Origin of the sequence: Streptomyces sp. NPDC093510 (assembly GCF_040683555.1) — a bacterium.
Taxonomy (GTDB): Bacteria; Actinomycetota; Actinomycetes; order Streptomycetales; family Streptomycetaceae; genus Streptomyces.
The window spans coordinates 14,503-33,224 of the sequence record NZ_JBFBEE010000010.1; the positions used below are offsets into that span (position 1 = coordinate 14,503).

The window sequence follows — 18,722 nt, forward strand, 5'->3', positions numbered from 1 at the left end:
CTCAGGAGCACCGCGCCGCGCATATGCAGTACGTTCGTGGCATGTCCAAGGCCGCCAAGTCCTCACGCAACGCCAGCCCCGACGCTCCCGAGAGTGCCGCGGGCAGCCGTGCCGCCGCCCAACGGCTCAAGATGCGCAGGGAGCTGGCGGCCGCGGCCATGGAGCTCTTCGCGTCCAAGGGGTACGAGGCGACGACCGTCGACGAGATCGCCGCGGCCGCGGGCGTGGCACGCCGGACCTTCTTCCGGCACTTCCGCTCCAAGGAAGAGGCGATCTTCCCGGACCACGACGACACCCTGATCCGCGCGGAGGCCGTGCTCAACGCGGCGCCGCCGCACGAGCACCCGCTGGACACGGTGTGCCGGGGCATCAAGGAAGTCATGAAGATGTACGCGGCGTCGCCCGCGGTCTCCGTGGAGCGCTACCGCCTCACCCGCGAGGTCCCCACGCTCCGTGAGCGCGAGATCGCCTCGGTGGCCCGTTATGAACGGCTTTTCACGCGCTATCTGCTGGGCCACTTCGACGAGCACGCGCACCACGACGGCAACGACGACCCGCTGCTCGCCGAGGTCGCCGCCTCCGCGGTGGTCACCGCCCACAACCACGTGCTGCGGCGCTGGCTGCGGGCCGGCGGCCAGGGCGACGTGGAGACCCAGCTGGACCACGCCTTCGCGATCGTCCGCCGCACCTTCGGCACGGGGATCGGCGCGGGTCGCGACACACTGCCCGCCTCCATCCCGGCGACGGCGTCCGCGCAGGGCGAGGTGCTGGTCACGGTGGCGCGTACGGACGCACCCCTGGACGAGGTCATGCGCACCATCGAGAAGGCGCTCAGAGAGCGCTCGTAGTCACTGTTTGACCTGTTTCGTCCTGGGAAAACGAGGGGGCGCTACCGACCGGTAGCGCCCCCTTCGCCGTGCCCTCACCCCCTCTGACCTGCACTGATCGATCATCGGTCAAAAAGTTCTGGCACCCAGTGTCTTGCCGACTGGCACGCGGTGCCATACGTTGATGTTGTCCGGGCGGCCGGCGTACAGAGATCTCCCGTACGTCGGCTGTCCCCACAAGCCACGGCTTGAGCGCCCGGACGCCTGCGTCACAGGCACCTCCCACGCCCCACCAAGGCGTCGCCGAGCACCACCCTTCGCCGAACCGACGGCACACCCTCCACCGCAACTTCAGCACCCGACGCAACCCTCGAGAGCGTCCCCCTCAGACGCTTCTTCGCCGGAGGCAAAACGTGAAGGAAATCCTGGACGCGATTCAGGCCCAGACCGCGACCGCGAGCGGCACCGCCGCGGTCACGTCCGCCGACTTCGCCGCTCTCCCCCTGCCCGACTCGTACCGCGCGATCACCGTGCACAAGGACGAGACGGAGATGTTCGCGGGCCTCGAGACCCGCGACAAGGACCCTCGCAAGTCGCTCCACCTGGATGACGTGCCGGTCCCCGAACTCGGCCCCGGTGAGGCCCTCGTGGCCGTCATGGCCTCCTCGGTCAACTACAACTCCGTGTGGACCTCGATCTTCGAACCGGTGTCCACCTTCAGCTTCCTGGAGCGCTACGGCCGGCTCAGCGAGCTCACCAAGCGCCACGACCTGCCGTACCACATCATCGGTTCGGACCTGGCGGGCGTGGTGCTGCGCACCGGGCCCGGCGTGAACGCCTGGAACCCGGGCGACGAGGTCGTCGCGCACTGCCTCAGCGTCGAGCTGGAGTCCTCCGACGGGCACAACGACACGATGCTCGACCCCGAGCAGCGCATCTGGGGGTTCGAGACGAACTTCGGCGGCCTCGCGGAGATCGCGCTGGTCAAGTCCAACCAGCTGATGCCGAAGCCCGGCCACCTCAGCTGGGAGGAGGCCGCGTCGCCCGGCCTGGTCAACTCCACCGCGTACCGCCAGCTGGTCTCCCGCAACGGCGCCGGCATGAAGCAGGGCGACAACGTCCTGATCTGGGGCGCGAGCGGCGGGCTCGGGTCGTACGCGACGCAGTTCGCGCTCGCCGGCGGCGCCAACCCGATCTGTGTCGTCTCCAGCCCCCAGAAGGCGGAGATCTGCCGCGCCATGGGCGCCGACGCGATCATCGACCGCAACGCCGAGGGCTACAAGTTCTGGAAGGACGAGCAGACCCAGGACCCCAAGGAGTGGAAGCGCTTCGGCAAGCGCATCCGCGAGCTCACCGGCGGCGAGGACATCGACATCGTCTTCGAACACCCCGGCCGCGAGACCTTCGGCGCCTCGGTCTACGTCACCCGCAAGGGCGGCACCATCACCACCTGCGCCTCGACCTCGGGCTACATGCACGAGTATGACAACCGCTACCTGTGGATGTCCCTGAAGCGCATCATCGGCTCGCACTTCGCCAACTACCGCGAGGCGTGGGAGGCCAACCGCCTGATCTCCAAGGCCAAGATCCACCCGACGCTCTCCAAGACGTACCGCCTGGAGGACACCGGCCAGGCCGCCTACGACGTCCACCGCAACCTCCACCAGGGCAAGGTCGGCGTCCTCGCCCTCGCGCCCGAGGAGGGCCTGGGCGTGCGCGACCCGGAGCTGCGGGCCGAGCACATCGACGCGATCAACCGTTTCCGCAACGTCTGAACGCACTGAGGAGCAGCGGAACATGACAGAGCGCCAGAAGGACCGGCCGTGGCTCATGCGGACGTACGCCGGTCACTCCACGGCGGAAGCGTCCAACGAGTTGTACCGCCGCAACCTCGCCAAGGGGCAGACGGGTCTCTCGGTCGCCTTCGACCTGCCCACGCAGACCGGCTACGACCCCGACCACATCCTCGCCCGTGGCGAGGTCGGCCGGGTGGGCGTGCCCGTCTCGCACCTCGGTGACATGCGACGGCTGTTCCAGGACATCCCCCTGGAGCAGATGAACACCTCGATGACGATCAACGCCACCGCCATGTGGCTCCTGGCGCTCTATCAGGTGGTCGCGGAGGAGCAGGGTGCCGACATCACCAAGCTCCAGGGGACGACGCAGAACGACATCGTCAAGGAGTACCTCTCGCGCGGGACGCACGTCTTCCCGCCGGTTCCCTCGCTGCGGCTGACCACCGACATGATCACGTACACGGTGGCCCACATCCCCAAGTGGAACCCCATCAACATCTGCAGCTACCACCTCCAGGAGGCGGGGGCCACACCGGTCCAGGAGATCGCGTACGCGATGTCCACCGCCATCGCGGTTCTCGATGCCGTACGCGACTCCGGGCAGGTCCCCGAGGAGAAGTTCGGGGACGTCGTGGCCCGCATCTCCTTCTTCGTGAACGCGGGCGTCCGCTTCATCGAGGAGATGTGCAAGATGCGGGCGTTCGGGCGGATCTGGGATCAGGTCACGCGCGAGCGGTACGGCATCGAGAACCCGAAACACCGCCGGTTCCGCTACGGCGTGCAGGTCAACTCCCTGGGCCTCACCGAGGCCCAGCCGGAGAACAACGTCCAGCGGATCGTGCTCGAGATGCTGGCCGTCACGCTCTCGAAGGACGCACGCGCGCGCGCCGTGCAGCTGCCCGCCTGGAACGAGGCCCTCGGTCTCCCCCGCCCGTGGGACCAGCAGTGGTCGCTGCGCATCCAGCAGGTCCTCGCGCACGAGAGCGACCTCCTGGAGTACGAGGACATCTTCGAGGGCTCGCACGTCGTCGAGGCCAAGGTGGCCGCGCTCGTCGACGAGTCCCTCGCCGAGATGGACCGCATCGAGAAGATGGGCGGCGCGATGGCCGCCGTCGAGTCCGGCTACCTCAAGTCGCAGCTCGTCTCCTCGCACGCCGAGCGCAGGGCGCGCATCGAGTCGGGCCAGGAGAAGATCGTCGGCGTGAACTCCTACGAGTCCACGGAGCCGAGTCCCCTCACCTCGGACCTGGACGCGGCGATCATGACGGTCGACCCGGCCGTCGAGGCGCGCGTCGTGCGTGCCCTCGGGGACTGGCGCGACACCCGCTACCAGCCGCCGTTCAACCACCCGCGCCCCTGCAAGGCCCTGAAGCGGCTCAAGGAGGTGGCCGCCGGGACGGGCAACCTGATGGAGGCCACCCTGGAGTGCGCACGCGCCGGTGTGACGACCGGGGAGTGGGCGGGGGCCCTGCGGGAGGTCTTCGGGGAGTTCCGGGCCCCTACGGGCGTCTCCAGCGCTCCTGTGGCGGTCACGGCGGAGGAGGGCACGCCGCTCGCCCTGGTCCGGGAGAAGGTCGCGAGGACCGCGGAGGACCTCGGCGGCGGCCGGCTGCGCTTCCTCGTCGGCAAGCCCGGCCTCGACGGACACTCCAACGGGGCCGAGCAGATCGCGGTGCGCGCGCGGGACGCCGGCTTCGAAGTGGTCTATCAGGGCATCCGCCTCACGCCCGAGCAGATCGTCGACGCGGCGCTCGCCGAGGACGTGCACGCGGTCGGCCTCTCGATCCTCTCCGGCTCCCACGCCGAGCTCGTGCCGGACGTGCTCGTACGGCTCCGCGAGGCCGGCGCCCCCGACATCCCCGTCATCGCCGGCGGCATCATCCCCAACAGCGACGCCGAGGACCTGAAGGCCGCGGGTGTGGCCGCCGTCTTCACCCCCAAGGACTTCGGCATCACCGAGATCATCGGCCGTATCGTCGACGAGATCCGGAAAGCGAACCACCTCGACCCTCTGGAGGTCCCCGCATGACCGCGCCCACCGCGCCCACCGCGCCCGTCAACCGTCTGCGTCCGCGCCGCTCCTGCCTCGCGGTGCCGGGCTCGAACCCCCGCTTCCTGGAGAAGGCCCAGGGCCTCCCCGCCGACCAGGTCTTCCTCGACCTGGAGGACGCCTGCGCGCCGCTCGCCAAGCCGGAGGCCCGGCACACCATCGTGAAGTTCCTCAACGAGGGCGACTGGACGGGCAAGACACGGGTCGTGCGCGTCAACGACTGGACGACGGAGTGGACGTACCGCGACGTAGTCACCGTCGTCGAGGGCGCGGGCCAGAACCTCGACTGCATCATGCTGCCGAAGGTCCAGACGGCCGACCAGATCGTCGCGCTCGACCTGCTCCTCACCCAGATCGAGAAGACGATGGGCTTCGAGGCCGGCAAGATCGGCATCGAGGCGCAGATCGAGAACGCGCGGGGCCTCAACAACGTCAACGCGATCGCCGAGGCCTCCCCGCGCGTCGAGACGATCATCTTCGGCCCGGCCGACTTCATGGCGTCCATCAACATGAAGTCCCTGGTCGTGGGCGAGCAGCCGCCCGGCTACCCGGCGGACGCCTACCACTTCATCCTGATGAAGATCCTGATGGCGGCCCGCGCCAACAACCTCCAGGCGATCGACGGCCCCTACCTCCAGATCAAGAACGTGGACGGCTACCGCGAGGTCGCGAACCGCGCCGCCGCGCTCGGCTTCGACGGCAAGTGGGTCCTGCACCCCGGCCAGGTGGAGGCCGCCAACGAGGTCTTCTCCCCCTCCCAGGAGGACTTCGACCACGCCGAACTGATCCTGGACGCGTACGAGTACTGCACGTCCGAGGCGGGCGGCAAGAAGGGCTCGGCGATGCTCGGCGACGAGATGATCGACGAGGCCAGCCGGAAGATGGCGCTGGTCATCTCCGGGAAGGGCCGTGCGGCCGGGATGACCCGCACGTCCAAGTTCGAGGCCCCGGAGGCGTAAGACACATGCAGTTCGGCCGCACCTACGAAGAGTTCGAAGTCGGCGCCGTGTACAAGCACTGGCCCGGCAAGACGGTCACCGAGTACGACGACCACCTCTTCTGTCTGCTCACCATGAACCACCACCCTCTCCACATGGACGCGAACTACGCGGAGAGCACGACGGACTTCGGGAAGAACGTCGTCGTGGGCAACTACATCTACTCGCTGCTCCTCGGCATGTCCGTCCCGGACGTCTCCGGCAAGGCGATCGCCAACCTGGAGGTCGAGTCGCTCAAGCACGTGGCGCCGACCTTCCACGGCGACACGATCTACGGCGAGACGACCGTCCTGGACAAGACGCCGTCGAAGTCCAAGAGCGACCGCGGGATCGTGTACGTGGAGACCAAGGGCTACAAGCAGGACGGCACGCTCGTCTGCGTGTTCCGCCGCAAGGTGATGGTGCCCACCGAGACGTACATCAAGGAGCGCGGCGGCGAGCAGCCCGGCCGCCCGGAGCTGAAGACCCCTTCCAAGAGCGCCCAGAGCACGGAGAAGCAGGCATGAGCCGACTCGCGCAGACCGCCGGTCTCACCGACGTCCAGCAGGAGATCCTGGCCACCGTCCGGGACTTCGTCGACAAGGAGATCATCCCTGTCGCGACCGGACTCGAGCACCGTGACGAGTACCCGCAGCAGATCGTCGACGGGCTCAAGGAGTTGGGCCTCTTCGGGCTCATGATCCCGGAGGAGTACGGCGGTCTGGGCGAGTCGCTGCTCACGTACGCGCTGTGCGTCGAGGAGATCGCGCGTGGCTGGATGTCGGTCTCCGGCATCATCAACACCCACTTCATCGTCGCCTACATGCTCAAGCAGCACGGCACTCAGGAGCAGAAGGACACCTTCCTGCCGCGCATGGCGGCCGGCGAGGTGCGGGGCGCGTTCTCGATGTCGGAGCCGGGGCTCGGCTCCGATGTGTCGGCCATCACGTCCAAGGGCGTCAGGGACGGCGACGAGTACGTTCTCAACGGTCAGAAGATGTGGCTGACCAACGGCGGAACATCGACTCTGGTGGCCGTTCTGTGCCGAAGTGACGAAGGACACCCTGAAGGCACGGCTCCGCACAAGTCGATGACGACGTTCCTCGTCGAGAAGGAGCCGGGCTTCGGAGAGGTCCGTCCCGGGCTCGCCATCCCCGGCAAGATCGACAAGATGGGTTACAAGGGCGTCGACACGACCGAACTCATCATGGACGGACTGCGAATTCCGGCCAATCGCGTGCTCGGCGGGGTCACCGGCCGAGGGTTTTACCAAATGATGGACGGAGTCGAGGTCGGCCGCGTCAATGTCGCGGCACGTGGCTGTGGCGTCGCTCAGCGTGCATTCGAGCTCGGCGTCTCGTATGCCCAGCAACGTCACACTTTCGGCAAGGCCATCGCCCAGCACCAGGCGATTCAGTTCAAGCTGGCCGAGATGGCTACCAAGGTCGAGGCCGCCCATGCGATGATGGTGAATGCAGCGCGCAAAAAGGATTCAGGGGAACGAAACGACCTCGAAGCAGGGATGGCGAAGTACCTCGCCTCCGAGTACTGCAAGGAAGTCGTGGAGGATGCGTTCCGGATTCACGGCGGCTACGGCTTCTCGAAGGAGTACGAGATCGAGCGTCTCTACCGGGAGGCTCCGATGCTGCTGATCGGTGAAGGTACCGCCGAGATCCAGAAAATGATCATTGGCCGACGACTACTCGAAGAGTATCGATTCCAGGGCTAGATGCCCGGTTTGGGCCACTTTCGCCGAGAAGAAGATCACACCCTGTCAACACTCTTCGGCCGCCGACTCGGCTTCCTGGCTTGCCCAGTTGTGGCTCGCAACCGATAGCATCCGGAAAAAGCCGCCGTCCCCCGTTCATGCGCGGCATCATCCGCTACGAAGGTCATCCATGCCCCACAGCCAAACCTCTGCACCACGCGACGGCATTCTCCAGGGACGCCTTGCTCGCGGAGCATCGCCGTGGCTCCTGCCGACCGTCGCCACCGCGGCACTGAGCCTCGCCCGCGCGCGCCGTTCCAAGGCCGCCGCGGCCGTCGCCGTACCCGCCACCGCTCTCGCGGCGGGCATGCTGTGGTTCTTCCGCGACCCCGAGCGTGAGATCGCTCAGGGCCGGGTCATCTCCCCCGCCGACGGTGTGGTGCAGAGCATCATGCCGTGGAAGGACGGGCGTACCCGCGTCGCCATCTTCATGAGCCCCCTGAACGTCCACGTCAACCGTGCCCCCCTCGCGGGCACGGTGACGTCCGTGGAGCACATCCCCGGCGGGTTCGTCCCGGCGTTCAACAAGGAGAGCGAGAACAACGAGCGCGTTGTCTGGCACTTCGACACCGAGCTCGGCGACATCGAGATGATCCAGATCGCGGGCGCGGTCGCCCGGCGCATCGTGCCGTACGTGCCGCAGGGGTCGAAGGTGGAGCAGGGCGAGCGGATCGGTCTGATCCGTTTCGGCTCGCGCGTCGACATCTACCTCCCCGAGGGTGTCGAGGTGGACGTCGAGGTCGGTCAGAAGACCGTGGCTGGGGTGACTCGCATTGACCGTGGTTGATCCTGAAACACAAGCGGGCTGGGTGCCCGAGGCGGTGCAGGACGAGGCAGACGAAGAGATGCCTCTCTCACTGCGTCTGTCGATAGCGGACACCCTCACGCTCGGCAACGCCACGTGCGGGTTCATGGCGGTGTACTTCACCACCACGGGCATCCTCATCCCGTACGTGCAGGGCAGCACCGAGAGCGGCATGGCGCGGCACTCCGCCGCGACCGCCGTGATCCTGATGCTCTGCGCCGCCGTCTTCGACCTCTTCGACGGGCTCGTGGCGCGCAAGCTGCGGTCCTCGCCGATGGGCGCGGAGCTGGACAACCTGTCGGACCTGATCAGCTTCGGTCTGGCGCCGGCGTACTTCGTCCTCGTCTACGGCATGGTCGCCGACGACGCGCACCAGCGGGTGGCGGCGGTCGGCGCGATCGTCGTGCTGTTGGCGGTGGTGCTGCGGCTTGCGCGGTTCAGTTGCGTGACCGTGAAGGACGGCACCTTCCAGGGCATGCCGTCGCCCTTCGGGGCGCTGACGGTCGTCTCGATCGTGCTCCTGGAGCTGCCCTTCGTGGCGACGCTCCTCGCGATCATCGGCACGGCCTGGCTCATGGTCAGCCGGGTCGAGTACCCGAAGCCGCGGGGCCCCCTCGCGGTGGCCATGCTCTCGTGGATCGTCGCGGCGATGGGGCTGCTCGCGGCCTGGGCGTTCGACGCGCCCGGCGGCCAGCTGCTCCTCCAGACCGGGTGCGCTCTGCAGCTCGTCCTCGGGGCGGTGATTCCCCTCTTCGCCACGGCGCGGCGGGTGAACAACTTCCGGGGCAACCGGCGTGAGGCGCGGGCCGCGCAGTTGCCGTAGCGGCGCTTGAACGTAGCCCAGGGGGCCTGAACCGAATGGTTCAGGCCCCCTTTGCGTGCCTCAGTTCTCCGCGGTGTAACCCTTCGCTGCCTCCGCCGCGCTCGGCTGCCGGACCACCTTCATGCCGCCCGTCGCCTTCTTGTCCGGCTGGAGGATCACGCTCTCCTTGGAGGAGGGTGCCTTCGGGTCGGTGAAGTCCTGGGGGACGCCGAAGCCGGAGTCGAAGTCGTCCATCGTGAGGAGGGCCTTGTCGACGCCCTCGCGCGTGAGGTCCTTCTCCGCGCATGCCTTCTTCAGGGCCTCGCCGAAAACGGACGCGGCCGTCCAGCCCGCCACGACTCCGTTGTCGAGGGAGTCCTTGGGGTGGGCCTTCTTGTAGTCGGCGACGAGCTTCTTCGCCGCCGTCGTGTCCGCGCCGATGGGCAGCGTGGGCGAGGCCACGTAGTAGTTCTTCATGAGGGCCGGGCCCGACTGGGTGGCGAGGAGCTGCGGGGCGAACGCCGAGTTGTTGCCGATGACGGGGACGTCGAAGCGGCCCGCCGCCGCGACGCCGACCAGGGAAGCGGCCTGACGGGGTCCCGCGCTGACGACGACGCCCTTGACGCCCGCCTTCTTCAGGGCGGAGACCTGGGCGGTCATGTCGTTGTCGGTCGGCTTGATCTTCTGCTCGACGACGGTGAGGCCCGCCTCCTCGGCCATGTGCTTCGAGCCCTTGAGGGCGCTCTCTCCGTAGTCGCCCTCGAAGTAGACGTGGCCGAGCTTGTCGCCCTTCTTCAGGCCCTTCTCCTTCATCAGGAAGTCGATGGCGTTGATCGTCTCCAGGTCGTACGTGGAGCCGATCACGCGCACGTACGGGCTGCCCAGCAGGTTCGCCGACCACGCCTGCGGCAGGACAAGACCCTTGTTGCCGTCGATGCGCTGCTTGACGGCGGCGACGAACGGGGAGCCGATGAACTGGGCGAAGCCGAGCACCTTCGGCTCCAGCTCGGTGTAGGCGGCGACGGCCTTCTGCGGGTCGTAGCCGTGGTCGCGGACGGTCAGCTTCAGCTTGCGGCCGCAGATGCCGCCGTCATCGTTGGCCTGGTCGACGTAGAGCTGCTGGGCCTGGGTGACGCTCTTGCCGAGGGTGGCGTAGACGCCGGTCATGTCGGTGAGCACGCCGAGAGTGATGGTCTCGCTCGTCACGCCGTCGCCGGCCTTCACCCCTCCCGCGCTCTCGTCGCTCTCTCCGTCGTCCTTCGCCTTTGAACTGCACGCGGTCAGCGCGAGCAGCGCGGCGACCGCTGTGGCGGCCGCTGTGGCCCTGGTCAGTGTCTTTGGTGCCTTGGGTGTCTTCATGCTTCCTCCCCTGGAGTGCCTGGTCTTGGCTTGCTGCGCCGGGCGGCGATCCTCGCCAGGCCGCCGGGCAGGAAGAGCACCACCGCCACGACGGCGGCGCCGTACAGGTACCGGGACGCCTCGCCCGGTGAGATCCCGCCGGTGCCGGGTGCCGAGACGAGGGGCAGCGCGTCGCTGTAGCGCGTGAGCAGCTGGGGCAGCAGCGAGACGAGGGCGGCGCCGGCCACCGCGCCCGCGACCGAGCCGAGGCCCCCGATGACGATCATCGCGAGGTACTCCAGGGAGAGCGTCATGCCGAAGTAGTCGGGCACGGTCCGCTGGAAGACGAGGGCGAGCAGCACTCCGGCGAGGCCCGCGTACATCGACGACAGGACGAAGACCCCGGCGCGGTAGCGGGCGACCGGGACACCGATCACGCCCGCGGCGACGCGGTGGTCGCGGATGGCGTTCATGGCGCGTCCCGGGCGGCCGCGCAGCACGCCGCGGGCGAAGAGGCCGCAGCCGAGGAGCAGCACGAGTCCGACGTACCAGAGCTTCTCCGCCGAGCCGAACGGCACGGCCGCGATCACGGCCTCGCGCTCGTCGAAGGTGATGCCGAAGAGGTTCAGGGGCGGCACGTCACGTCCGTTGGAGCCGCCCGTCAGGTCGTGGGCGTTGAAGAGCACGTGCTGCCCGATGAAGATCAGGGCGAGGGTCGCGATGCCGAGGTAGGCGCCGCTGAGGCGGCCCGCGATGGGGCTGAAGAGGCCGCCCGCGAGCCCGGCGACGGCCACCGCGAGGGTCGCGGCGAGCCAGGTGGGCAGGCCGAGCCCCGTCAGTCCTTCGCCTCCTTCGCCGGCGAGGACGCAGTAGCCGTACGCCCCGATGGCGAGGAAGAAGGCGTGGCCCATGGAGAGCTGGCCCGTCGCGCCGGTGAGGAGGTTGAGGCCGATCGCGCCGATGGCGGCGGCCATCGCGAAGAGGCCCGCCTGGAGCCAGAAACGGTCCAGGTAGAACGGCACGGCGAGCAGGAGGACCGCGGCGGCGGCCCACACGTAGGTGCGGGGGCGGCCGAGCCGCGTACGGGCGACGGCGGGGGCGGAGGGGGCCGGGCGGGCGGCCGCCTCGGTGACCTCAGACACGGGCGAGCTCCTTCGTGCCGAACAGCCCGGCGGGTCGCATCAGCAGGATGGCGGTCATGACGAGATAGGGGGCGAGGTCGCCGAGGCCGCGGCCGAGGAAGCTGAGCTCGCTCTGGTAGCCGGTGGCGAGGGACTCCGTGACGCCCACGACGAGGCCGCCGACCAGGGCTCCGGTGGTGGAGTCGAGGCCGCCGAGGATCGCGGCGGGGAACGCCTTCAGCGCGGCGAGGGACGTGGCGCGTTCGAGGCCCGGCGTCGGGAACACGGTGAGGAACAGCGCGGCGACGGCGGCGAGCGCGCCCGCCACCGCCCACGCGCCGAGCGAGACCCTGCCGAGCCGCACGCCCATCAGCGCGGCGGTCTCCGGGCTCTCGGCGGCGGCGCGCATCGCCACGCCCCACGAGGTGTAGCGGAAGGCGAGGAGGAAGACGGTGATGAGCAGCGCGGCCGCGACGAACGCCGCGATGCGGGTGTGCGCGAGGGAGACCGGACCGACGGTCAGCACGTCGTCGCCCCACGGGTCGCCGAGCGGCAGGACGTCCGTGCCGAGGCGGCGCGTGAGTTCCGTGGTGAGCAGGATGTCGACGCCGATGGTGACGATGGCGAGGACACTGTGGTCGGAGCCTCGGTAGCGGCGCATGACGAGGAACTCGACGCCCGCCCCGACGACCGCCGCGCCCGCGATGCCGACGAGCAGCGCCGGCCAGAAGCCGAGGTCGTCGTGGAGGGATGCGGTGATGTAGCCGCCCGCGAGGAGCAGCGAGGCGTGCGCGAAGTTCACCACCTCGGTGGCGCGGAAGATGACGACGAAGCCGAGGGCGATGAGGGCGTAGACGGAGCCCATCGAGACGCCGTTGAGCAGGAGTTCGGTGAAGGTGGTCACGGTCGCGTCTTCCCTTCGCCGGTCCGGTCGCCCTCGCCCAGGTAGGCGCGTACGACCGCCGGATCGTTCTGTACGTCGCCGGGGGCGCCGTCGGCGATCCGGCGCCCGAAGTCGAGTACGGTCACCGCGTCCGCGAGCCGCATCACCACCCCCATGTCGTGTTCCACCAGGACGATCGAGATGCCGAGGCTGTCGCGGACGCCCGCGATGACGGCCGCGGTGCGGCGCCGTTCGTCGGCGGTCATGCCGGCGACGGGCTCGTCGAGGAGCAGCAGGCGCGGTTCCATGCACAGGGCGCGGGCCAGCTCGGCGAGTTTCTGCTGTCCGTAGGGCAGGGCGCCCGCGGGCAGGTCGAGTTGGTGTTCCAGGCCGACGAACGCGGCGATCTCGCGGACGCGTTCGCGGTGGCGTCGTTCCTCGCGGGCGGCCGAGGGCAGCCGGAGCCCGGCGGCGACGAAGCCGGTGCGGGTCAGGCGGTGCCGGCCGAGCAGCAGGCTGTCGGCGACGGTGGCGCGCGGCGGCAGGGCGAGGTTCTGGAAGATGCGGGCGACGCCGAGCCCCGCGATCTGGTGCGGGCGCATGCCGGTGAGCTCGTGCTCTCCGAAGCGGACGCTGCCGCCGCTCGCGCGGTAGACGCCGGACAGGACGTTGAAGCAGGTCGACTTGCCCGCGCCGTTGGGTCCGATGACGGCGTGCACGGTGCCGGGGCGGACGGTGAAGCTGACGGCGTCGAGGGCGGTGAGCCCGGCGAAGCGGACCGTCAGGTCCCGCACTTCGAGGGGCGGTACGGTCGTTCCGGTCACCGTTCGGCCTCCCAGCGCGGCAGCGTCGGCAGCGCGCCGAGACCGCGGGTGGCGTCGGCCGCCGCGTCCTCGTCGACCACGCCCAGATAGCGGCGGCGCACCTCGTCGGAGGCGGCGAGCTCGTCGGCGGGGCCCGCGAGGGCGACCTCGCCGACGTCGAGGACGTACGCGGTGGAGGCGAGCCGCAGCGCGAGGGCCGCGTTCTGCTCGACGAGGAGCACCGAGGTGCCCTGCGCGTTGATCTCCTGGATGGTGTCGGCGATGCGGGCGGCCATCAACGGGGCGAGCCCCAGGGACGGTTCGTCCAGGAGGAGCAGGCGCGGGGAGGCCATCAGCGCCCTGCCCACCGCGAGCATCTGCTGCTCGCCGCCGGAGAGCAGCCCGGCGCGCTGGGCGCCGCGGTCGGCGAGGACGGGGAAGAGGTCGTGGACGCGCCGCAGGGCGTCCGTCTTGGCGGCGCGCGATCCGGCGGAGCCGAGCGCCCCTGCCCGCAGGTTGTCGGCGACGCTCATCCTGGCGAACACCTGCCTGCCCTGGGGCACTTGGGAGATCCCGGCGGCCACCACCCGGTCCGGCGCGAGGCCGTCGACGCGCCGCCCGTCGAAGTGGATGTCGCCCGAGGTCAGCGTCCCGCCCTGGAAGGAGAGGGTGCGCGAGATCGCGCGCAGCAGCGTCGACTTGCCCGCGCCGTTGCCGCCGAGCACGGCGACGACGGCGCCCTCGGGCAGGTCGAGGGAGACTCGGCGCAGGGCCCGCACGGGGCCGTAGCCCACCGATACGTCCCGCACGACGAGCCCCCCGCCGCGGGCACCGGGCCCGGTCTTCCCGGCGCCCTTCACATCGGATCCAGCCACGTATCGCCCTCTCGTCCCGTACGGCCGTCCGCCGTCGCGTGGCGCTCACCCCAGCACCGCGGGACCGGCCCGTCCACGGGCAGCGGGCGAAACGCTGCGGGGGACCAGTGGCGGCGACCCCCGGTTGTGCACGCGCACAACACCGCGTGTCAGGGGCCTGCCGGAGGGGCCCGACGAGTGGCATCCTCCGGACGACGACGTCTTTGAACGCGGCGACGGGGGCGACGATGACCGGAACCAAGAGCGGACGCAGGCCTCGCACCGGACACGACTGGAAACTCCTCAAGGAGGCGTGTACGGCTCTCCTGCCGCGCCTGCCCGAGCTGGTCGACGAGCATCTGCGGCAGCTCGGCGAGCACTCGCCGGTGTACGGGCGCGTGCTGCCGTACGACGCGCAGTGGCGGGAGGCCGAGGAGGCCATGCGGATCGGCATCGAGGCGATCTCGGCGCCGCGGGCCTCGCCGCGCCGGGACCTGGAGTACGCGGAGGAGGCGGGCCGGCGCCGGGCCCAACAGGGCCTGCCGCTCGACCTGTTGGTGCACTCGTACCGCAACGCGGGCTATCTGGTGTGGGATTCACTGCTGGAGGGGACGGCGGGCAAGGAACCGGAGAAGCTCGCGGTCCTGATGCGCTCGGCGACGATGGTGTGGTCGGCGGTGGACGCGCAGGCCGCGGTGGCGTCCGACGCTTACCGGGCAACGGAGTTGGAGCTGCGCCGCCGCACCGACGAGCAGTTGCAGGCGCTGCTCGACGCGCTTCTGGAGGGCCGTTCGGCGCCGGGCCTCGCGGCGCGCGCGGCGGCCGGACTCGACCTGCCCGAGCACGGCCCGTACGCCGTGGTGGTGCTCCGCGTGGAGCGGCGCGACGGGCGCGAGGCGTTCCACCGGCAGATCCAGCGGGTGGGGTTCCGCTTCATCTGGCGGATGCGGACGGACTGCGAGGTCGGCGTGGTGGCGCTCGGCGCGGCCGAGGACGGCGAGGCGGGCGGCCTGGACGGGCTCGCCCGGCTGCTCGACGGGCGCTGTCCGGGGCCCGGCGGGATCAGTCCCGTGGTCGGCGGTCTCGCGGAGCTCGGCCAGGCCCGGCGGCTCGCGGAGCTGGCGCTGCGCACCTGCCCGCCGGGCGCGACGGGCATCGTGCGGCTGGACCGGCGGATGCCGACGGCCCTGGTGGTGAGCCAGCCGGAGCTCGCGGGACGCCTGGTGACGGATGTGCTCGGCGAGGTCCTCGCCCTCGAACCGGCGGACCGGGCGGTGCTGTTGGAGACGCTCGACGCGTGGCTGGCCTGCGAGGGTTCTGCGGGCCGGGCGGCCGGGCGGCTCTACTGCCACCGCAACACGGTGTTCAACCGCCTGCGCCGCCTGGAACAGCTGACCTCGCGCTCCCTGGCGCGCCCGCGCGACCTGGTGGAGGTGGCGCTCGCGGTGGAGGCGCACCGGCTGTCCCAGGGCGCCCGGCCGGCGTGAACCCGAGCCGGCCGTCCCCCCTGGGGCAGCCGGGGCGTCCGGCCTCAGGCGCTGATCAGGTCCTGGAAGGCGGTCGTCGTCTCCGTCGCCGACCTGCCGAAGGGCGCGTCGAAATTCCACACAAGGAACAGCAGGAAGGCGATCAGGGCGCTGAAGGTCCCGGCCAGCAGCAGCTCTCTCGACGAGCGTCTGATCTGCAGCATGAAGATCAGTCCGACCGTGACGAACGCCCCGGCGACCAGGCCGAACCAGACCACTCCTGGGAGCGTCTCCTCCGCGTTGTCGGCGCGGGTCCTGCGCGCCTCGTCGGCGGCGGCCACCTGGTCGAGCAGCGGCTGGTAGGTCTGCGCCTCCAGCTCGCTCGCGGGCGGCCGCCGGGCGATGTCCCTGCGCAAGGTGTCGAGGAGTTCGCCGCCCCGGTCGGTGAGTTCGTGCTCCTCGATCATGCGCGGCCACTCGACGGTGGTCACGTGCTCGCTGTAGCGCCGCACGTCCCGCTCGATGCGCTCCCGCGCGTCCGCCGGGTAGACCTGCACGCGCCTGCTGATCTCGTGCAGGGCCTGCGCCTCGTCGCGGGTGCCGTCCTGGGCGGCGCCGCGGGCCTCCCAGACACCGGCGATGGCGAGGCCGAGGACGATCGCGTACACGACGCCGACCATCATCACCATGTACTCGAGGACGTCGGGCGTCTCGCTGGTGTCGTCGTCCTCGGGCACGCGGCGGTGTCTGACCACGGTGACGGTCAGCACGACCGCGCAGGCCAGCACCATGGCCAGGCCGAGTACGAACCATTCCGTCACGAGGGGCCTCCTGAGGGCGGGTTGGGGCGGGAAAGGGCGCCGGACGCCCCGGACGCGGCGGAGCGCGAGCGGGGGCGCAGCAGCGCGGCGGCGAGGACGGCGGGGGTGGTGACGACCATCGTGGTGGTGACCATGGACCGCCCGCCCGCGCGTTCGCGCCCTTCGGCGGCGCGGTAGCCCGGCGCGGCGAAGGACGGGGAGGGCGGCGGGGACGGTGGGGCGGGCGGGGACGGTGGGGTGGGCGGCGCGGGGCGCGGCGAGGCTTCCAGGCGTACGGGGATGAGGAGCTCCCGGACGCGGGGTGCGGCTCGCGGCGGGCGCTTCGCCGGGCGGGTGGCGCGTGGGGGCGGGAGTTCCGGAGCCGGCGCGGCGTGTGCGGGTGGCTCGGCGTGTGCCGGTGGCTCGGGGTGCGGCGGGGACTCGGGGTGCGGCGGGGACTCGGGGCTCGGCGGGGGCTCGGGGCGAGGCGGGGGCCCGGAGTGCGGCGGGGGCTCGGGGTGCGGCGGGGGATGCGGCAGCCCGGCCTCCGCTTGTACGGCGACTTGTACGGCGACTTGTACGGCGACGGCGAGGCGGGGCCCGTCCCGCGGCTCCGGCACGGCGTCGTCCGGGGCGTCCGGGGCGTCCGGGGCGTCCGGGGCGTCCGGGGCGTCCGGCAGATCCTCCCGGCAGATCTCCAGCCGCTCCGACAGGGCCACGCCGACCGCCTCGACCTGCGCGTCCACGGTCAGGCCGCCCATCGGGCACAGGGACGCGACGATGCCAAGACCGCCGCTGAGCTGCGCCCACCCGGTCAAGATCGTCTCCTCTTCACGTAATGAAGAAACGATCACGTCCCCGGTTCGACACGGGCGGTGTCTGTGCCGGGGACGCGGGTGTCGACCGGCCGGATCAGGTGAGGAAGTCGCGGGCGATGCCCTCCGCGACGGTCTCCAGGATCGGCCCTGCCTCGGCGATGCACCGCGCCACGTCCGGCTCGACGTCGGTCAGGGCGTACGCGCGCCGGATGCCCGCCTTGCCGAGCACCTCCGGGGCCAGCGCGAGGCGGCCGCAGACGGCGATGACCTCCACCCCGGCGGCCCGCGCGGCGGCGGCCACCCCCGCGGGGGCCTTGCCGTGCAGGGTCTGCTCGTCGAGGGAGCCCTCGCCGGTGATGACGAGCGTGGCCCGCTGCAGAGCGGGCGCGAAGCCGAGCACGTCGAGCATGACCTCGATGCCGGGCCGGAAGCCCGCGCCGAGCCCGACCAGCGCTCCGTACCCGATGCCGCCCGCGGCGCCGGCGCCCGGCGACTGCGCGTACTCGGCGGCCTTGGGGCCGATGGACTTCTCCAGGACCGTGGCGAAGTGGGCGAGCGCGGTGTCCAGCGCGGCGACGTCCTGCGGGTCGGCGCCCTTCTGCGGCCCGTACACCGCGGGCGCGCCCTTCGGCCCGGTCAGCGGGTTGTCCACGTCGCTGGCCAGCACGATCTCGACGTCCTTCAGACGCGGATCGAGGCCCGACAGGTCGGCGGCGGCCAGGTCCTTCAGCGGGCCGCCGCCCGGTCCGACGGGCTCGCCGTCCGCGTCCAGGAAGCGGGCGCCGAGCGCGGCCAGCATGCCCGCGCCGCCGTCGGTCGTCGCGCTGCCGCCGACACCGAAGACGATGGTGCGGGCGCCGGCGTCGAGCGCAGCGCGGATCAGCTCTCCGGAGCCGTACGTCGTCGACGTGAGCGGCGCGAAGACGCCATCGGGGAGCAGCTGGAGGCCCGAGGCCTCGGCCATCTCCACCACGGCGGTGCCGTCCTTGAGCGCGTACGCCGCCGTCACCTCGTTGCCGAGCGGTCCCGTGACGCGCACCTCGCGGCGCTCGAAGCCGCCCGCGACGGCCGCGGCGACCGTGCCGTCGCCGCCGTCGGCGACCGGCAGCGCCTCGACCACCGTGCCGGGGGCGACGCGGTGGAGCCCGGCCGTCACCCGCTCCGCGACCTGTACGGCCGTGAGCGAGCCCTTGAACTTGTCCGCGGCGACGAGAACACGCTGCGCCTCCCCGCGCCTCGCGCGGTCGCGCCCGGCCTGCGCCTGCTGCTCGTGTCCCGTCGTTCCTGCAGCGTCCGCCACCTTGCATTCCCCTTGCTTTCCGGGCCTTGCTCGCGTCAAGGCAGTCGCGCCGCTGCGACCATAACCGCAGAGAGGGGCCGCTGCCCATGGCCGACCGGCGCGCGAGACAGCGCGTCCCGGTGGAAAATCCCCCTATGGCGCTCTATAGCGGGGTGCCAGAGCGGGTAAATGATCGATCACCGTCGGCCGCCGGATGGCACTCGCCGGTGGTCGGCCGCGGGACGGCGCTCGCCGGTGGTCGCCCGAGCCGAGCGGCGCGGTGTCCGGTTTCGGCGGGGCGCTGTCCGGCTTCGGCGGAGCGCGGATCAGCGAAC

At 70.8% G+C, this 18,722-nt stretch carries 17 protein-coding genes; 9 read left to right on the top strand and 8 right to left on the bottom strand.

Features of this window, described 5'->3' with window-relative positions:
• Window positions 1-23: 23 nt before the first annotated feature.
• From AB0N81_RS17355 to pssA, 8 genes are all read left to right on the top strand, one after another.
• Entirely contained in the window at window positions 24-848 is an 825-nt protein-coding gene (locus AB0N81_RS17355; RefSeq protein ID WP_365359483.1) for a TetR family transcriptional regulator, read from the top strand.
• A 392-nt stretch (window positions 849-1,240) separates the two neighbouring features.
• Window positions 1,241-2,602 carry a crotonyl-CoA carboxylase/reductase gene (gene ccrA, locus AB0N81_RS17360; protein WP_365359022.1) on the top strand — a complete coding sequence of 454 codons (1,362 nt, stop codon included), beginning with the start codon at window positions 1,241-1,243 and terminating at the stop codon, window positions 2,600-2,602.
• 22 nt (window positions 2,603-2,624) lie between these two features.
• Entirely contained in the window at window positions 2,625-4,652 is a 2,028-nt protein-coding gene (locus AB0N81_RS17365) for a methylmalonyl-CoA mutase family protein (protein ID WP_365359024.1), read from the top strand.
• A complete protein-coding gene (locus AB0N81_RS17370) occupies window positions 4,649-5,632 on the top strand; it encodes a CoA ester lyase (RefSeq protein ID WP_365359026.1) in 984 nt (327 codons plus the stop codon). Before AB0N81_RS17365 ends, AB0N81_RS17370 begins: the two co-directional genes overlap by 4 nt.
• Before the next feature lie 5 nt (window positions 5,633-5,637).
• The gene (locus AB0N81_RS17375; protein WP_365359029.1) at window positions 5,638-6,177 is read left to right on the top strand and encodes a MaoC family dehydratase; all 540 of its coding nucleotides are present in this window, start codon (window positions 5,638-5,640) and stop codon (window positions 6,175-6,177) included.
• On the top strand, window positions 6,174-7,379 hold the full coding sequence (locus AB0N81_RS17380) for an acyl-CoA dehydrogenase family protein (protein WP_365359031.1): 1,206 nt from the start codon (window positions 6,174-6,176) through the stop codon (window positions 7,377-7,379). The genes AB0N81_RS17375 and AB0N81_RS17380 overlap by 4 nt, the downstream gene beginning before the upstream one ends.
• Before the next feature lie 169 nt (window positions 7,380-7,548).
• Entirely contained in the window at window positions 7,549-8,205 is a 657-nt protein-coding gene (locus tag AB0N81_RS17385) for a phosphatidylserine decarboxylase (protein WP_365359033.1), read from the top strand.
• Window positions 8,192-9,046: a CDP-diacylglycerol--serine O-phosphatidyltransferase gene (gene pssA, locus AB0N81_RS17390; protein ID WP_362997565.1), complete on the top strand. Its 855-nt coding sequence runs from the start codon at window positions 8,192-8,194 to the stop codon at window positions 9,044-9,046. The genes AB0N81_RS17385 and pssA overlap by 14 nt, the downstream gene beginning before the upstream one ends.
• 60 nt (window positions 9,047-9,106) lie before the next feature.
• Here pssA and AB0N81_RS17395 read toward each other — a convergent pair whose 3' ends face one another.
• From AB0N81_RS17395 to AB0N81_RS17415, 5 genes are read right to left on the bottom strand one after another with little or no spacing between them, the layout of a single operon-like run.
• Entirely contained in the window at window positions 9,107-10,384 is a 1,278-nt protein-coding gene (locus AB0N81_RS17395) for an ABC transporter substrate-binding protein (protein ID WP_365359035.1), read from the bottom strand.
• Window positions 10,381-11,505, bottom strand: a complete 1,125-nt coding sequence (locus tag AB0N81_RS17400) for a branched-chain amino acid ABC transporter permease (protein ID WP_365359037.1) — start codon at window positions 11,503-11,505, stop codon at window positions 10,381-10,383. The genes AB0N81_RS17395 and AB0N81_RS17400 overlap by 4 nt, the downstream gene beginning before the upstream one ends.
• Window positions 11,498-12,388, bottom strand: a complete 891-nt coding sequence (locus AB0N81_RS17405) for a branched-chain amino acid ABC transporter permease (protein ID WP_365359040.1) — start codon at window positions 12,386-12,388, stop codon at window positions 11,498-11,500. Before AB0N81_RS17405 ends, AB0N81_RS17400 begins: the two co-directional genes overlap by 8 nt.
• The gene (locus AB0N81_RS17410) at window positions 12,385-13,191 is read right to left on the bottom strand and encodes an ABC transporter ATP-binding protein (protein WP_365359042.1); all 807 of its coding nucleotides are present in this window, start codon (window positions 13,189-13,191) and stop codon (window positions 12,385-12,387) included. The genes AB0N81_RS17405 and AB0N81_RS17410 overlap by 4 nt, the downstream gene beginning before the upstream one ends.
• Window positions 13,188-13,979 (bottom strand): ABC transporter ATP-binding protein, encoded by a 792-nt coding sequence (locus AB0N81_RS17415; RefSeq protein ID WP_365359485.1) that lies wholly within the window; start codon window positions 13,977-13,979, stop codon window positions 13,188-13,190. Before AB0N81_RS17415 ends, AB0N81_RS17410 begins: the two co-directional genes overlap by 4 nt.
• Window positions 13,980-14,272: 293 nt before the next feature.
• Between AB0N81_RS17415 and AB0N81_RS17420 the strand changes: the two genes are divergently transcribed.
• Window positions 14,273-15,511: a helix-turn-helix domain-containing protein gene (locus AB0N81_RS17420; RefSeq protein WP_365359044.1), complete on the top strand. Its 1,239-nt coding sequence runs from the start codon at window positions 14,273-14,275 to the stop codon at window positions 15,509-15,511.
• Window positions 15,512-15,555: 44 nt separating this feature from the next.
• On the opposite strand, the gene AB0N81_RS17425 is transcribed toward AB0N81_RS17420, so the two are convergent.
• The 3 genes from AB0N81_RS17425 to AB0N81_RS17435 form a co-directional block, all read right to left on the bottom strand.
• A complete protein-coding gene (locus AB0N81_RS17425; protein ID WP_365359046.1) occupies window positions 15,556-16,311 on the bottom strand; it encodes a hypothetical protein in 756 nt (251 codons plus the stop codon).
• Window positions 16,308-17,108 (bottom strand): hypothetical protein, encoded by an 801-nt coding sequence (locus tag AB0N81_RS17430; protein WP_365359048.1) that lies wholly within the window; start codon window positions 17,106-17,108, stop codon window positions 16,308-16,310. Before AB0N81_RS17430 ends, AB0N81_RS17425 begins: the two co-directional genes overlap by 4 nt.
• 94 nt (window positions 17,109-17,202) lie before the next feature.
• On the bottom strand, window positions 17,203-18,408 hold the full coding sequence (locus AB0N81_RS17435; RefSeq protein ID WP_365359050.1) for a glycerate kinase: 1,206 nt from the start codon (window positions 18,406-18,408) through the stop codon (window positions 17,203-17,205).
• Between the last annotated feature and the right edge of the window lie 314 nt (window positions 18,409-18,722).

Bases quoted from the DNA above. Each gene is read 5' to 3' on its own strand.
- AB0N81_RS17375 (WP_365359029.1), top strand. From the start codon at position 5,638: ATGCAGTTCGGCCGCACCTACGAAGAGTTCGAAGTCGGCGCCGTGTAC.
- AB0N81_RS17395 (WP_365359035.1), bottom strand. From the start codon at position 10,384: ATGAAGACACCCAAGGCACCAAAGACACTGACCAGGGCCACAGCGGCC.
- AB0N81_RS17365 (WP_365359024.1), top strand. From the start codon at position 2,625: ATGACAGAGCGCCAGAAGGACCGGCCGTGGCTCATGCGGACGTACGCC.
- AB0N81_RS17420 (WP_365359044.1), top strand. From the start codon at position 14,273: ATGACCGGAACCAAGAGCGGACGCAGGCCTCGCACCGGACACGACTGG.
- AB0N81_RS17355 (WP_365359483.1), top strand. From the start codon at position 24: ATGCAGTACGTTCGTGGCATGTCCAAGGCCGCCAAGTCCTCACGCAAC.
- AB0N81_RS17385 (WP_365359033.1), top strand. From the start codon at position 7,549: ATGCCCCACAGCCAAACCTCTGCACCACGCGACGGCATTCTCCAGGGA.
- AB0N81_RS17380 (WP_365359031.1), top strand. From the start codon at position 6,174: ATGAGCCGACTCGCGCAGACCGCCGGTCTCACCGACGTCCAGCAGGAG.
- AB0N81_RS17370 (WP_365359026.1), top strand. From the start codon at position 4,649: ATGACCGCGCCCACCGCGCCCACCGCGCCCGTCAACCGTCTGCGTCCG.